Raw genomic sequence first — 13,493 nt, forward strand, 5'->3', positions numbered from 1 at the left:
AACAGGAAACCGCAGCACGATGGCCGCTACCAAGAACCATCCTTACCATATCCTGCCGCCCAGCCTCTGGCCGCTGGTGGGCAGCTTCTCGGCACTTTTGCTGACCGGTGGCGGCGTCCTGTGGATGCATGAGAATCCCTACGGCAAGTTTGTCACGCTGCTTGGCCTGGCGGGCGTGCTGTTCACCATGTTCAGCTGGTGGCGCGATGTCGTTCATGAAAGCCGCGCCGGCGACCACACGCCGATCGTCCAGCTTCATCTGCGCTACGGGATGATTCTGTTCATTGCGTCGGAAGTGATGTTCTTCGTCGCCTGGTTCTGGGCCTTCTTCGATAATGCCCTGTTCCCCAGCGCAGTCGACGCCGTCGGCGCCCAATGGCCGCCCAAGGGCATGGAGGTTCTCAATCCGCTGGGCTACCCGCTGCTCAACACGCTGATCCTGCTCTGCTCGGGCACGACCATCACCTGGGCGCACCATTGCCTGATCAACGGCGACCGCAAGGGCCTGAAGACCGGCTTGCTGCTGACCATCGCGCTGGGCATCATTTTCTCGTTCATCCAGGCGTATGAATACGCTGTCGCGCCTTTCTCCTTCAGCTCGACCGGCGCGGATGCCGAGCATCCCGCCAACATCTACACCTCGACCTTTTTCATGGCGACGGGCTTCCACGGCGCCCATGTCCTCATTGGTACGATCTTCCTGATCGTCTGCTACATCCGCGCCGTGAGGGGCGACTTCACGCCGCAGAAGCACTTCGGCTTCGAGGCGGCCGCCTGGTATTGGCACTTCGTTGACGTGGTGTGGTTGTTCCTGTTCGTTTCCATCTACCTGTGGGGCGGGTGGGGCGCACCGGTCCACTAGTGCAAGACCAAGGCTCCGGGCAGCAGCCGTCCGCGCTCCGAACGACGCTGGCTGGCCGCTGCCCCCGCTGCGGTGAGGGGCCGCTGTTCCTCGGCGCGGTCCGCTTTCGCAGTGGATGCCGGATCTGCGGCCTCGACTATGGACAATTCAATGTCGGGGATGGCCCGGCGGCCTTCCTGATTCTCATCGTCGGAGCGGTGCTGGTCATCTCTGCCCTGGTCCTCGATGCAGCGGCGGAGCCTGCCTGGTGGGTGCACCTTGTGTGGATCCCGGTGGGCTTGCTGCTGACCGGCGGCGGACTTCGCCTCGCCAAGGCCTGGCTGCTTGGTGCGGAGTACCGCCATCGGGCACGCGAGGGACGGCTAAGCTCATGATCCGTCGCCTTCCCCTCGTTCCGACCCTGATCGTGCTTGCGGCCGCTGTCGTCATGGTCGGCCTCGGCATCTGGCAGTTGCAGCGAGCCGCCCAGAAGGAAGCGCTGCTTGCCCGGTACGAAGCCGCCGCGGGGCAGCCCCCCGCCGCATGGCCGGGAAGCCTGACAAGGGACGACCAGCTACCGCTCTTCCGGCGCGCGTCCGGCATGTGCCTGCAGCCGATGAACATGAAAGTCGTCGCCGGGCGCAACCTTCAGGGCGAAAGCGGCTACAGCCACCTCGTCGATTGCCGGACCGGCGCCGAAGGGCCAGGTATGCGGGTCGACATTGGATGGTCCAAGGATCCTCGCGCCAAGTCCGACTGGCGCGGCGGGCTGGTCGCGGGGGTGATCGCCCCGGACAGCGAGCTGCGGATGAAGCTGGTGTCGGCGCAGGGCCTCTCCGGACTCCAGGCCAGCGCGCCGCCAACTCCGGAGAACATCCCCAACAACCACCGGTCCTACGCGATCCAGTGGTTCCTGTTCGCCGCGCTCGCAGTCGGCATCTACCTGCTGGCGCTTCGCGGCCGCGAGACGGAGATGCGGAAATGAGCGCCGTCCTGCACCGGCTGCCCAATGGCCTGACGCTGGTCGTGGACCCAATGCCAGGCGCGCTGTCGGCGGCGGTCGGCCTCTACGCTGGAGTGGGCTCCCGCTCCGAGCCCCATGGCAAGGGCGGCCTTGCGCACATGGTCGAGCACATGGTCTTCAAAGGGGCCGGATCGCGCGATGCCCGCACCATTGCCGAGGCCATCGAGGATGTCGGCGGCCATCTCAATGCCTGGACGTCGCGCGACCAAACGGCGTTTCATGCGCGGACCCTCGGGGGCGATGTCCCACTCGCGCTAGACCTGATCGCAGACCTCGTGCGCGCTCCGCATTTCGACCCGGACGATCTGGAGCGGGAGAAGGGCGTCATCCTGTCGGAGCTCGGCGAGATCGCGGACAATCCGGAGGATCTGGCTGGCGACTTGCTGTTCGAAGCGGCCTTCGACGGTCAGGCGCTGGGTCATCCGGTCATCGGGACGGAAAGGGCGATCGCAGCCTTTTCGGCCAGCGATCTGCGAACCTGGGTGGAGGGACAGCTTACCCCCGACCGGCTGGTCCTGATTGCCACCGGCGCCGTCGACGAGAACCAGCTGCTGCACCTTGCCGAGAAGCGCTTCGGCGACATGGCCGGCAGCGCGTATTCGCCGATCGCCGGAGCGCGATTCACCGGCGGCCAGCGGATCGACCGGCGCAAATGCGAACAGGCCCACTGGAATCTCGCCTTTCCAACCGTCGCGGCGGTCGACCCGACCATGCCCGCCGTGACGCTCTTCGCGCAGGCTCTTGGCGGTGGCATGTCGTCCCGGCTGTTCCAACAGCTGCGCGAAGACCGGGGGCTATGCTATTCGGTCTACGCCTGGACCCAGGGATTTGCCGACTGCGGCCTTTTGGCGGTCAGCGCCGCCACCGATTGCAAGGATGCGTCAGCGGCGTTGCAGTTAACCCGCGACATCGTTGGGGCGACCGCCGCAACCTTGACCGAGGCAGAACTCACCCGCGCCCGGGCGCAGGTCGAAGCGGCGTTGTTGATGACGCTGGAAACCGTGCAGGGCCGCGCCGACCAACACGCTCGCTCGATCGAATTGTTCGGTCGGCTCGTGCCCGTCGAAGAACAGCTTGCCGAACTTCGGTCGGTCAACCTGACAGCGGCCCGTGCCGCTGGCCAGCAGATGCTGGCCGGGGCAGTTGCGCTGGCCTCGGTCGGCGGCGGACCGCTCGCACTTGCCGCATGAGCGACCTTGAGACTTTGATCGCCGAGCCATGGGCCGATTGGGGGCTCATCGACTGCGGTGATGGCCGCAAGTACGAGCGCTATGGCGATGTGCGGGTCATCCGGCCGGAGCCCCAGGCGATGTGGGCGCCCGCAGCCGCCGACTGGCAGGCCGATGCGGAGTTTGTGCCGGGCAGCGACGAAGAGGGTGGCGGACGCTGGATGGTACATCGGCGGATACCGCCAAATTGGGCGCTGTCCCGTGGCGGGGTCCGCTTCCACGCGTCCCTGACCCCGTTCCGGCATCTCGGCTTTTTCCCCGACATGGCCCCGCAGTGGGATTGGATGCGTGATCGCGCCGACGGCGCCGAGATCATGAATTTGTTCGGCTACACCGGCGTGGGCACCCTCCTCCTCAGCGAGGCGGGAGCGCGACTGACCCATGTCGATGCTTCCAAAAAAAGCGTTGAGGGCGGCAAGGCCAACGCCGCCCTGTCAGGTCTGAGCGGTCGCCCGATCCGCTGGATGATCGACGATGCGGCCAAGTTCACCGCGCGTGAGGTCCGACGGGGCCGCCGCTACGATGGCATCCTGCTCGACCCCCCGAAGTTCGGGCGCGGTCCGACCGGCGAGGTATGGCGATTGGAAGAGCATCTCGCCCCCCTTCTGGCCGACTGTCGCAAGCTGCTGGATGCCGACAGCCGATTCCTGGTGCTAACCGTCTATGCGGTGCGCATGTCGGCACTGGCGATCGGCGAACTGGTTCGGCAGACGCTGGCGGAACTCGGCGGATCGGTCGAGTGCGGGGAAATGGCAGTGCGCGAAGAAGCCCGCGGATTGCTGCTGCCGACCGCGATCTTCGCCCGCTGGAGTCGCGACTAGGCGCTAGGTCCGCAGCGCACGGATGGCAGCGCCGCTGACGAACGGTGCTCCCGCAATGGTGAACAGCGCGACGGCAGCCTCCAGTTTCATGGCGCCGGCTTCCCCGTCGCCGGTGGCCGATGCGGCAAAAATCAACAAAGGGACGGCGAGCGGGACGAGCAGCAGCCCTCCAAGCGCCGCATTGCCGCGCAAACCCGCCGTCAGGCTTGCCACCGCGACCGCCAAGGCCGCCAGGGCGGGCGTCCCGATCGCCAGCGTGGCGAGGGTTCGAACAAGCGCGTTACCGTCCAATCCCAGCAGCGCGGCGCCGGGAATGGCTGCAGTCATCAAAGGCGGGCCGAATGTCAGCCAGTGACCGACGATCTTGGCGAAGGCCACCTCCTCTCCGCTGATCCCGCGCACGGCCAGTTGATCGATCACGCCGTCGGCCCAGTCGGGCTCGACGAGTCGTTCGATCGGCAGCAGGGCGGCGGTCAGGGCGGCGATCCACAAAGCTCCCCCGCCGACCCTTCCGAGCAGCGCCGCGTCGGGGCCTACCGCGAAGGGCACGGCGGTCGCCACCAACAGGAAAAAGATCACCGGCAGCCATGCCCCACCCCGAAGCGAGCGGCGGACTTCCCGCACGATCAGGCGACCGATCACTCGCCCAACTCCAGGCTGCGCAGTCCCGGAGCCGGCAGGCCGATGTGCGATACGGCGACGACCGCGCCACCACCTGCTCGGTGTCGCTCCACCGCGCGTCCGAACAACTCGACACTGGCGGTGTCCAGTCCGTTCACCGGTTCGTCGAGCAGCCACAGCGGCGCGCCCGATGCCGCGACCCGCGCCAGCCGGGCGCGCCGCGCCTGGCCGGTGGACAGCATGCGAACGGGGACTTCGCGCAAGTTTTCCAGCCCGAACAGGATCATCGCCTCGGTGGCCGACCCACCGTCCAGCTCCGCCCACCAGCCCAACGCTCTGCCCAGAGGCTGCTCGCGGTCGAGTGCCAGGGCGTCGTCGGCCAGGGCTGCGGACGAAGCAGCGACGACGCCGGTGGCTGGCTTCAGCAATCCGGCCGCCAGCCGAAGCAGGCTCGACTTTCCGGCCCCATTGGGTCCGCGAACCCACAGCATCTCTCCGGCGGCAAGCACAAAGCTCAGCCGTTCGAACAGCAGTCTTCCACCGCGCACGCAGGCGACCTGGTCGAACCGCAGCAGCTCGCTCAACGCGCCTCTGCTTCCAGCGCGTGCATGTCCTCGTCGGAAAAGCCGAAATGATGGCCGACCTCATGGATCAGGATATGCGCCACCAGATGCTCCAGTTCCTCGCCCTCTTCCGCCCATTCGTCCAGGATCGGCCGCCGGTAGAGAAAGACGTGGTCGGGAAGGGCGCCGGACTCCTCGACGCTTTTCTCGGTCAGCGGCCGACCGGAATAGAGGCCGGTCAGCTCGAACGGGCTTTCCAGGCCGAATTCCGCCAGCGTCCGGGCGTCGGCGAAGTCCTGCACCTGCAGGACCACCGAGCGGAGATGTGTTGCGAACGGCTCGGGCAGCCGCTCCATTGCCTTGCGGGCGACGGCCTCGATCTCGTCGGCGGATGGGGGCGGACCGAAGCTGCGCATGATGTCCTTGGCGCATAGGGCAGCCGTTCCCCCGCGCCAAGCGCACGTCCTTGCCCCGGGCCGATCTCCCGACTAGATGGTCGCGTTCCAGGCGTCTGGTTGAGCAGCTGATGCGCGTCGAAATGCGTTCTCGACGAGCAGCTGTCGTGCGGAGCGGTGGCCGAGTGGTCGAAGGCGCTCGCCTGGAAAGTGAGTATACGGCAAAACCGTATCGAGGGTTCGAATCCCTCCCGCTCCGCCATTTCCTCCTTCACCCGATCGTGTCTGGACCAAGACCGGGTGAGCCGGTGCCCTTCGCCTCTGCCTCGCGCACCAATCGCAGGACGCGGGCGTTGACCGGCGCCTCCCTCCCAACGCTTGCAGCGAGCCTGACCACCGCACCTTGCAACTGGTCGATCTCCGTCGGGCGGCGTCGTTCGAGGTCCTCCCACATGGAGGATCGGGCGCGGCGATCGATCGTGACGGCCGAGCGCGCCAGCAAGCGGAACAAGGGCGTGGGCAGGCGCAGGACGGTTGGCAACAACCTTACGGGAAGTGGTCCCATGCTCCACGGCTTGATGCCGACAGGCTTGAGCAAGCCTAAAGCCTCCGCCTGCTGTCGGGCGAGGATGGTCCGCCAACCGCGATCCTGCAGCTGCTCGTATAGGGTCAGGCCGGACAGGGCGTTCAGCGCATTGTTGAGATTAAGCAGCAGCTTGCCCCACAGCACGGCCTGCATATCGTCCGCGGTCTCGACTGAAAGATGCGGTACGGCCAGCGCCGCAACCGCGTCCCCCCTCGCTTTCTGAATGATCAGCTTGCCCGACGTGCCGCGGTGAAAATGGCCTTCCGCAAGATGCACGACATTGAAGGGCACCATTCCGGCAAGGATCGTCCGCCCCGGCAGTCCGCGTCGCAGCATATCGGCGTTGCCGATCCCGTTCTGGAGGCTGACCACCACCGCTGGCGACGGCGCGTGCGCCCCGATGAGATGAGCCATCTCTTCGGTTGCACCGCTTTTCACCGTGACCAGAATGATATCGGCCATGTCCAGCACTGCCGGATCGGTCGCAATCCGAACGCGACTGGCGGGAAGCTTGATGTCGACACCGTCGAGACTGGTGAGGCGGAGGCCATGTCGGCCAATTTCGTCCGCGATCCGCTGCCGGGCGAGCAGGATCACGTCCGCGCCCCCTGCGATCAGCAGTCCGCCGACATAGCAGCCGATGCTGCCTGCACCCGCAATCACGATCCGTGGCCGATCCATTACCGCAGATGGACCGTATCCAAAGCCATTGACAAGCTACGGCGAACTGTCGACATCCGGCCACGATGACCCGCACCCCTCTTCCGATCCATTCGACGGACGGCGCCAATTGGCGCTGGTGGCGGCCCATGACCTCGGCGGCGCGATGGCGCTGGCGGTGAGCTGATCGCACCCCACGACCACTCCCTTCCAGTTCTGCTTCATCGACCCGCCTCACGGCGGGTTTCTTTTTGCCCGAGGTCCCTGATGAACAATGTCGCGCTTGCCCCCCTTCCGTCGGCTTTCCCACCGCCCGTGGATCACGGTCCGGTTCCCAATCCCCTGCCTCGATTGCTCGGCGGGGAGGATCTGAGTACCGACGAAGCGCGGCACCTGTTTGAGCGGCTCGTGCTCGGCCGGCTCGAACCGGCGGAGATCGCCGGCATGCTGATCGCGCTTAGGATGAAGGGCGAAACAGCGGAGGAAATGATCGGCGCCGCCCATGCGCTGTCCGCCGCTGCCCTGCCGTTCGAGCGGCCATCCTATCTTTACGCAGACTGCTGCGGGACCGGCGGCGACGGTTCCGGGCTGATCAACGTATCAACTGCGACGGCATTTGTGGCGGCGGCGTGCGGCCTGCCGATCGCCAAGCACGGCAATCGCTCGGTAAGCAGCAAATGCGGCTCGGCCGATGTGCTGGAGGCGCTGGGCGCGGCAATCGAGCTGGAGCCCGGCCGGGCCCGGCGGCTGCTCGACCAGACCGGCTTCTGCTTCCTCTTCGCGCCCGCCTATCACCCGGGCATGAAACATGCAGGGCTGGTGCGGCGGCAACTGAGCGTGCGGACGGTGATGAACCTGCTCGGTCCGTGCATCAATCCGGCGCGCCCGTCGGTGCAACTGCTGGGCGTCGCGGACCCCAGGATGTTGCGTCGAATTGCGCAAACCCTGCAGGCGCTAGGCGTTGAGCGGGCGATGGTGGTGCATGGCGGCGGCCTCGACGAGGTAGCCCTCCACGCGGAAACCCGGGCGGTACGGATTTCGGACGGAGAATTGACCGAGATGGTGATCACCCCCGAGCAGGCCGGGCTTGAGCGGGCCGCGCTGGGTGGCGTCGTGGGCGGCAACGCCGTGGAGAATGCCGACCGGCTGCGCGGGCTTTTGAATGGGGCCGGCGCGCCAGCAGAACAGGACATCGTCGTGCTGAACACTGCCGCGCTGTTGTACACGGCCGGCAAATGCTCAGATCTGCGCGATGGAGCCGGACACGCGCGGGAAGCGTTGCTTGATGGCCGCGCCGGCAAGGTGCTCGCGCAATTCATCGAGGCAAGCCGTGACTGACGTTTTGTCGACCATTGTCGAGCGGAAACGGGCGGATGTCGTCCAGCGGCTGGCGGCCGTCGATCCCGCCGCGGCCGCGCCGACCAAGCGAAGCCTGCGGGACGCTCTGCGGAAACCTGGCGTACGTTTCATCACCGAAGTGAAGCGTGCCTCCCCCTCCGGACACGCCGCGCGCCATTCGCTGGGAACGGCAGTACGGGCCTACGCTCCGGTTGCCGATGCGATCAGCGTGTTGACCGACGGACCGTTCTTTCAGGGTTCTCTGGACGACTTGGCCAGCGTCCGCGCCGCCTTCGACGGACCGATCCTGGCCAAGGACTTCATCGTCGATCCGCGCCAGGTGGCGGAGGCGCGCCTGCATGGCGCCGACGCGGTCCTGTGCATGCTGTCCGTCCTGGACGATGAGACGGCCGCTCAAGTCCTTGCCGAGGCTGATCGGTTGGACATGGACGCGATCGTCGAAGTACACAACGAGACCGAACTCGACCGTGCGCTGGCTCTTGGAGCAGCGATCGTCGGGATCAACAATCGCGATCTCAAGTCCCTGAAAACCGATCTCGCCGTAACGGAGCGGCTGGCTCGGCGGGTACCGGACGATGTGCTGCTGATCAGCGAATCCGGGGTCGGATCGCGGGCGGACACGGAACGGCTCGCGCCCTTTTGCGATGGTTTTCTGGTCGGTTCGTCGCTGATGGCCGCGCGCGACATAGCCGACGCCACCCGCGCGTTGGTGTACGGGCACGTCAAGATCTGCGGTCTCACCCATCTCGACGACATCTGGGCCGCAAGTCTCGCTGGCGCGACGCATGCAGGCTTCGTGTTCGTTCCCCGTACGCCCCGAGCGCTTGAGGCGCGCCATTCGCTGCCGTTGGTGGAGGCCGCCCGCAACGCCGGCATGCGACCGGTCGGCGTCTTCCGCGATGCGCCCGCGCCCTATGTGATCGCGGCCGCGAACGAGCTGGAACTGGCTGCCGTTCAGCTGCACGGGTCGGAAGCCCCCGAACGGATCGCGGCGATCAAGGCCGGCTTCGGCGGCGAGGTCTGGACGGCGAGCACGCCGGGCCATGATCGCGGCGGCGACCGGCCGTTGTACGACAATGGCCAGGGCGGCACTGGCCAGCCGTTCGACTGGTCGCAGTTGATCGGCGAACCTCGTCTTTCGGACGCGTTCCTCGCAGGCGGGATCGGTCCCGACAACGCCCGCGCGGCGCAGCGCACCGGCGTTTACGGTATCGACGTCGGCTCCCGCATCGAACTCCATCCCGGCCGCAAGGATATATTTGCCATGCAAGACCTGTTCGCCGCGCTGCGGCTTCCCGACCGCACGGTGGGGGCATGAAGAGCGACGGTCGCTTCGGCCGGTTCGGCGGCTGCTTCGTTCCGGAAATCCTGGTCCCGGCGCTCGAGCAACTGGAGGCCGCCTTCCTCGAAGCGGAGACAGACCCGGTCTTCCACGAGGAGCTCCAGCAGCTGCTCACCACTTATGCCGGTCGGCCGACGCCGCTCACCCTGTGCCGCAACCTCGCGGCCGGCACGACTTCCCGAATCTATCTCAAGCGCGAGGACCTGCTGCACGGGGGCGCGCACAAGACCAACCAGGTGCTCGCCCAGACCCTGTTGGCACGGCGCATGGGAAAGCGGCGGCTGATCGCGGAAACCGGCGCCGGTCAGCATGGGGTTGCGACCGCGCTCGCCGGCGCGCTGTTTGGGCTGCACACCGAAATCTACATGGGCGCGGACGATGTGGAGCGGCAGCAGCTGAACGTGTTTCGGATGGAGCTGATGGGCGCCCGGGTGATCCCCGTGACTGCCGGCGGACGAACCTTGAAGGATGCCGTCAACGAGGCATTGCGCGACTGGACGGCCAGCTTTGCCGACACCCACTATCTGCTTGGCACCGCAGCCGGTCCGCACCCCTTCCCGACCATGGTTCGCCAGTTCCAGCGGGTCATCGGCAAGGAAGCGCGGGCCCAGGTCCTTGAGGCCGAGGGACGCTTGCCGGACGCGGTGATCGCGTGCGTCGGCGGCGGCTCCAACGCCATCGGCATGTTCAGCGACTTCATCGGCGATGCCGGGGTCGAGCTGATTGGCGTCGAGGCGGCGGGCAAGGGCCTGGCCGGCCATGAACATGGCGCCACGATCCTTCGCGGCTCGCCCGGCATCCTTCATGGAACCGAGACGCTGGTGCTGCAGGACAGCGACGGGCAGGTATCCGACAGCTGGTCGATCTCGGCCGGGCTGGACTATCCCGCCGTCGGACCGGAGCACGCCCATCTCCGGGAAAGTGGTCGGGCGACCTACGTCGGGGTCGAGGACACGGACGCGCTGGTTGCCTTTCAGGAACTGGCGCGCAATGAGGGGATCATCCCGGCCTTTGAAAGCGCACATGCCATCGCCCATGCCGTGAAGATGGCGGGGGAAAGCCGTCGCGACCAGGTGTTCGTCGTCAATCTCTCCGGTCGGGGCGACAAGGACATATCGCAGGCCGTCCGGCTGCTGGGGACGGGCAAGGGAGCAGATCAGGCAGTCAGGCCGCTGAAGGATGCCGCATGAGCCGATACGCGCCAATGTTCGAACGGCTCCGGGCGCAGGGGGAAGGCGCGTTCGGCGGATTTCTGATGCTCGGCGATCCCGATCTCGAAACCTGCAGCCGGCTGCTTGATGCGGTGGTCGAGGGCGGGGCCGACATGGTCGAGGTCGGCATCCCCTTCTCCGATCCGGTCGCCGATGGCCCCGTCATCCAGACAGCAGCCGACCGGGCGTTGCGCGCCGGAGTGAGGGTCGACGACTGCTTCGCACTGATCGCAGGCTTCCGTTCCCGCCATCCAGACGTTCCGCTCGGCATCCTGACCTATGCCAATCTCCTCGCCGCCCGCGGACGGGATCGGTTCATGGCCGATGCCGCCGCCGCCGGGGCCGACTCGATCCTGGTTGCCGACGTTCCGAGCATCGAAGCCGCACCCTATGCCGTTGCCGCGCGCTCTGCCGGCCTCGACCTGGTGATGATCGCCGCCCCCAATACGCCGGAGCCGGTCGTGCACCGGATCGCCGAGCTTTCTTCCGGTTACACCTATTGCGTCGCTCGGCCCGGCGTGACCGGCACGCGCGATGCACTGACGCTGGATCACGACCAGCTATTTGCCATGCTTGCAGACGTAGGTGCGCCGCCGCCCGTGCTTGGATTCGGCATCTCGACGGCGAACCATGTTGCAGAGGCGATGCGGGCGGGCGCGCGGGGCGTGATCGCCGGATCGGCCCTGGTGAAGCTGGGGGCTGATGGCGATGCGCTGCGCAATCTTGTCTCGGCCATGAAGCGCGCTACTGCGCTGACGACCGCACAAAGGGAGCACCATGGCCATTTCGCTTGAGGGCAGGACCGCGATCGTCACCGGCGCCGGAGGCGGGCTAGGCCGCGCCCATGCGCTGTTGCTCGCCCGGGCCGGCGCCCGGGTCGTCGTCAACGACATTCCTGAAAATCTCGCCAACGCCGACGCAGTAGTGGAGGAAATTCGGTCCGCCGGCGGCCAGGCCCAGGCGGCCGGCGCCTCGGTCACCGATGAAACTGCAGTGGCGGAGATGGTCGCCGCGGCAGGCGAGGTCGACATCCTCGTCAACAACGCCGGCATCCTCCGCGACAAAAGCTTCGCCAAGATGGAGTTGGCCGACTTCCGGCTGGTCGTCGAGGTCCACCTGATGGGCAGCGTCATCTGCACGAAGGCGGTCTGGGACGGCATGCGTGCGCGCAATTACGGTCGCATCGTCATGACGACCTCCTCCAGCGGGTTGTACGGAAATTTCGGCCAGTCCAACTACGGCGCGGCCAAGATGGCACTTGTTGGCCTGATGCAGACGCTGAGCCTCGAAGGCGCGAAGAACAATGTGCGGGTGAACTGCCTTGCGCCCACGGCTCGCACCGCGATGACCGAGAACCTTTTGCCTCCGCCGGCGCTGGAACTACTCAAGCCCGACTATGTCAGCCCGGCGCTGCTCGCGCTGGTGGCGGAAGACGCGCCCAATCGGACGATCCTCGCTGCCGGGGCGCAGGGTGTCGAACAGGCGCACGTCACCCTCACCAGGGGCATCTCGATCAAGGGGATGGACGATCTCGACGCGGCGCAGGCAATCCTCGATCGGCTGGCGGAGATCGGCGACCCGGCCACCGCGACGATCCCGGCGTCGGGGCTGGAGCAGGGCCAGATCGAACTCGGCAAGGCGCTAGGCTCTTAGGGCATGAATACGGTAAAGTGGCATCCTGGAAGCTGGCGGGACCGCCCGGCCGCGCAGATGCCGCTTTATGCCGACCCGGATGCCCTGCTGGAGGCGGAACGGACGCTGTCCCAGGCAGCCCCGATCGCGGCAATTGGGGAAAGCGAGAATTTAAAAGGACTGCTGGGCCAAGCCGCGGCGGGTCGCGCCTTCTTGCTGCAGGGCGGAGATTGCGCGGAAACCTTTGACGACGGGACCACTCAGCGGATTGCCGACCTTGCCAAGCTGTTCGACGAAATGGCAAAGCCACTGGCAATCGCCACGGGTGGCCCAGTCATTCACCTCGCCCGCATCGCTGGGCAATTCGCCAAGCCGCGCGGCAGCAGCACTGAGCAACGCGAAGGCACCACCCTGCCGATCTATCGCGGCGATCTGATCAACGGTCGTGGGCATACCCCGATGGAGCGGCGCGCCGAGCCATCGCGAATGCTGCGCGGCCATGCGCATGCGCTCGCCACACAGCGCCTGGTCCGCCGGCTGGCTGAACCGCTGTTCGTCAGCCACGAGGCTTTGCTGCTGCCCTACGAGGAACCGCTGGTGCGGCGCGATGCGGCAGACGGGCGGCACTGGTCGGTATCCGGTCACTTCCTGTGGGTAGGGGATCGCACGCGTCAGGTTGACGGGGCGCATGTCGAGTTTCTTCGCGGCATCGCCAACCCGGTTGGGGTGAAATGCGGTCCGACGCTCGCCGCGGACGAATTGCTGCGTCTGTGCGATTTGCTCGATCCACAGCGCGAGCCGGGCCGGCTGACGCTCATCGTGCGACTGGGCGCGGATCGGATCGAGGCGATATTGCCGGGCTGGTTGAGAGCCATCAAGGCGGCCGGGCGCAGGCCGTTGTGGGTTTGCGATCCGATGCATGGCAACACGGAGCGCGGCGGCCCACGCAAGCTTCGGCGATACGAGACCATGCTTGCCGAGGCGAAGCGGTTTTCGACGCTGCTTCAGGCAGAAGGTCTGTGGCCGGGCGGGCTTCATCTCGAAATCACGGCCGAAGGGGTGACCGAGTGCCTGGGCGGCGAGCTTTTCGATCCGGCGCAACTGGTGAATTGGCGGAGCGCCTGCGACCCCCGCCTCAACCGCGACCAGGCGCTCGCCTTTGCAGCCGATGTGGCTCGGTTGGCCGGCACGGCGGAGGCCGCCTGAAAC

16 protein-coding genes and 1 tRNA gene are annotated in these 13,493 nt (G+C 66.6%); 12 read left to right on the forward strand and 5 right to left on the reverse strand.

Annotated features, from left to right (window positions below; genetic code table 11):
• Positions 1-19: 19 nt before the first annotated feature.
• The 5 genes from AC4GYS_RS02535 to AC4GYS_RS02555 are packed head-to-tail and all read left to right on the forward strand — an operon-like array spanning position 20 to position 3,915.
• Positions 20-862: a cytochrome c oxidase subunit 3 gene (locus AC4GYS_RS02535; RefSeq protein WP_491107538.1), complete on the forward strand. Its 843-nt coding sequence runs from the start codon at positions 20-22 to the stop codon at positions 860-862.
• On the forward strand, positions 862-1,236 hold the full coding sequence (locus tag AC4GYS_RS02540; RefSeq protein ID WP_491107539.1) for a DUF983 domain-containing protein: 375 nt from the start codon (positions 862-864) through the stop codon (positions 1,234-1,236). Before AC4GYS_RS02535 ends, AC4GYS_RS02540 begins: the two co-directional genes overlap by 1 nt.
• Positions 1,233-1,826 (forward strand): SURF1 family protein, encoded by a 594-nt coding sequence (locus AC4GYS_RS02545; RefSeq protein WP_491107540.1) that lies wholly within the window; start codon positions 1,233-1,235, stop codon positions 1,824-1,826. Before AC4GYS_RS02540 ends, AC4GYS_RS02545 begins: the two co-directional genes overlap by 4 nt.
• Positions 1,823-3,055 carry a M16 family metallopeptidase gene (locus tag AC4GYS_RS02550; protein WP_491107541.1) on the forward strand — a complete coding sequence of 411 codons (1,233 nt, stop codon included), beginning with the start codon at positions 1,823-1,825 and terminating at the stop codon, positions 3,053-3,055. Before AC4GYS_RS02545 ends, AC4GYS_RS02550 begins: the two co-directional genes overlap by 4 nt.
• Positions 3,052-3,915 carry a class I SAM-dependent methyltransferase gene (locus AC4GYS_RS02555; RefSeq protein WP_491107542.1) on the forward strand — a complete coding sequence of 288 codons (864 nt, stop codon included), beginning with the start codon at positions 3,052-3,054 and terminating at the stop codon, positions 3,913-3,915. The genes AC4GYS_RS02550 and AC4GYS_RS02555 overlap by 4 nt, the downstream gene beginning before the upstream one ends.
• Positions 3,916-3,918: 3 nt before the next feature.
• Here AC4GYS_RS02555 and AC4GYS_RS02560 read toward each other — a convergent pair whose 3' ends face one another.
• Genes AC4GYS_RS02560 through AC4GYS_RS02570 form a run of 3 tightly spaced genes read right to left on the reverse strand, consistent with a single transcriptional unit; the run spans position 3,919 to position 5,515 of the window.
• Positions 3,919-4,557, reverse strand: coding sequence for a heme exporter protein CcmB (locus AC4GYS_RS02560; protein WP_491107543.1), 639 nt, complete (start codon positions 4,555-4,557; stop codon positions 3,919-3,921).
• Positions 4,554-5,120 carry a heme ABC exporter ATP-binding protein CcmA gene (gene ccmA / locus AC4GYS_RS02565; protein ID WP_491107544.1) on the reverse strand — a complete coding sequence of 189 codons (567 nt, stop codon included), beginning with the start codon at positions 5,118-5,120 and terminating at the stop codon, positions 4,554-4,556. Before ccmA ends, AC4GYS_RS02560 begins: the two co-directional genes overlap by 4 nt.
• Positions 5,117-5,515, reverse strand: a complete 399-nt coding sequence (locus tag AC4GYS_RS02570) for a metallopeptidase family protein (protein ID WP_491107545.1) — start codon at positions 5,513-5,515, stop codon at positions 5,117-5,119. Before AC4GYS_RS02570 ends, ccmA begins: the two co-directional genes overlap by 4 nt.
• Before the next feature lie 150 nt (positions 5,516-5,665).
• On the opposite strand from AC4GYS_RS02570, the gene AC4GYS_RS02575 reads away from it, so the two are divergent.
• Positions 5,666-5,756, forward strand: a tRNA-Ser gene (locus tag AC4GYS_RS02575).
• A gap of 9 nt (positions 5,757-5,765) precedes the next feature.
• Here the strand turns inward: AC4GYS_RS02575 and AC4GYS_RS02580 are convergent.
• Together AC4GYS_RS02580 and AC4GYS_RS02585 are read right to left on the reverse strand one after the other, a co-directional pair.
• The gene (locus tag AC4GYS_RS02580; RefSeq protein WP_491107546.1) at positions 5,766-6,761 is read right to left on the reverse strand and encodes a 2-dehydropantoate 2-reductase; all 996 of its coding nucleotides are present in this window, start codon (positions 6,759-6,761) and stop codon (positions 5,766-5,768) included.
• Between the two features lie 36 nt (positions 6,762-6,797).
• Positions 6,798-6,965, reverse strand: coding sequence for a hypothetical protein (locus AC4GYS_RS02585; protein WP_491107547.1), 168 nt, complete (start codon positions 6,963-6,965; stop codon positions 6,798-6,800).
• A 90-nt stretch (positions 6,966-7,055) separates the two neighbouring features.
• Between AC4GYS_RS02585 and trpD the strand changes: the two genes are divergently transcribed.
• From trpD to AC4GYS_RS02615, 6 genes are read left to right on the forward strand one after another with little or no spacing between them, the layout of a single operon-like run.
• Positions 7,056-8,078 (forward strand): anthranilate phosphoribosyltransferase, encoded by a 1,023-nt coding sequence (gene trpD, locus AC4GYS_RS02590; protein ID WP_491107548.1) that lies wholly within the window; start codon positions 7,056-7,058, stop codon positions 8,076-8,078.
• On the forward strand, positions 8,071-9,417 hold the full coding sequence (trpCF, locus tag AC4GYS_RS02595; protein WP_491107549.1) for a bifunctional indole-3-glycerol-phosphate synthase TrpC/phosphoribosylanthranilate isomerase TrpF: 1,347 nt from the start codon (positions 8,071-8,073) through the stop codon (positions 9,415-9,417). The genes trpD and trpCF overlap by 8 nt, the downstream gene beginning before the upstream one ends.
• On the forward strand, positions 9,414-10,631 hold the full coding sequence (trpB, locus tag AC4GYS_RS02600) for a tryptophan synthase subunit beta (protein WP_491107550.1): 1,218 nt from the start codon (positions 9,414-9,416) through the stop codon (positions 10,629-10,631). Before trpCF ends, trpB begins: the two co-directional genes overlap by 4 nt.
• Complete coding sequence (gene trpA / locus AC4GYS_RS02605; protein ID WP_491107551.1) at positions 10,628-11,446, forward strand: tryptophan synthase subunit alpha; 819 nt, start codon at positions 10,628-10,630, stop codon at positions 11,444-11,446. The genes trpB and trpA overlap by 4 nt, the downstream gene beginning before the upstream one ends.
• A complete protein-coding gene (locus AC4GYS_RS02610; protein WP_491107552.1) occupies positions 11,430-12,305 on the forward strand; it encodes an SDR family NAD(P)-dependent oxidoreductase in 876 nt (291 codons plus the stop codon). The genes trpA and AC4GYS_RS02610 overlap by 17 nt, the downstream gene beginning before the upstream one ends.
• A 3-nt stretch (positions 12,306-12,308) precedes the next feature.
• Entirely contained in the window at positions 12,309-13,490 is a 1,182-nt protein-coding gene (locus AC4GYS_RS02615) for a 3-deoxy-7-phosphoheptulonate synthase (protein WP_491107553.1), read from the forward strand.
• Positions 13,491-13,493 lie beyond the last annotated feature (3 nt).

It is taken from the genome of Sphingomonas sp. SP1, from assembly GCF_058313395.1.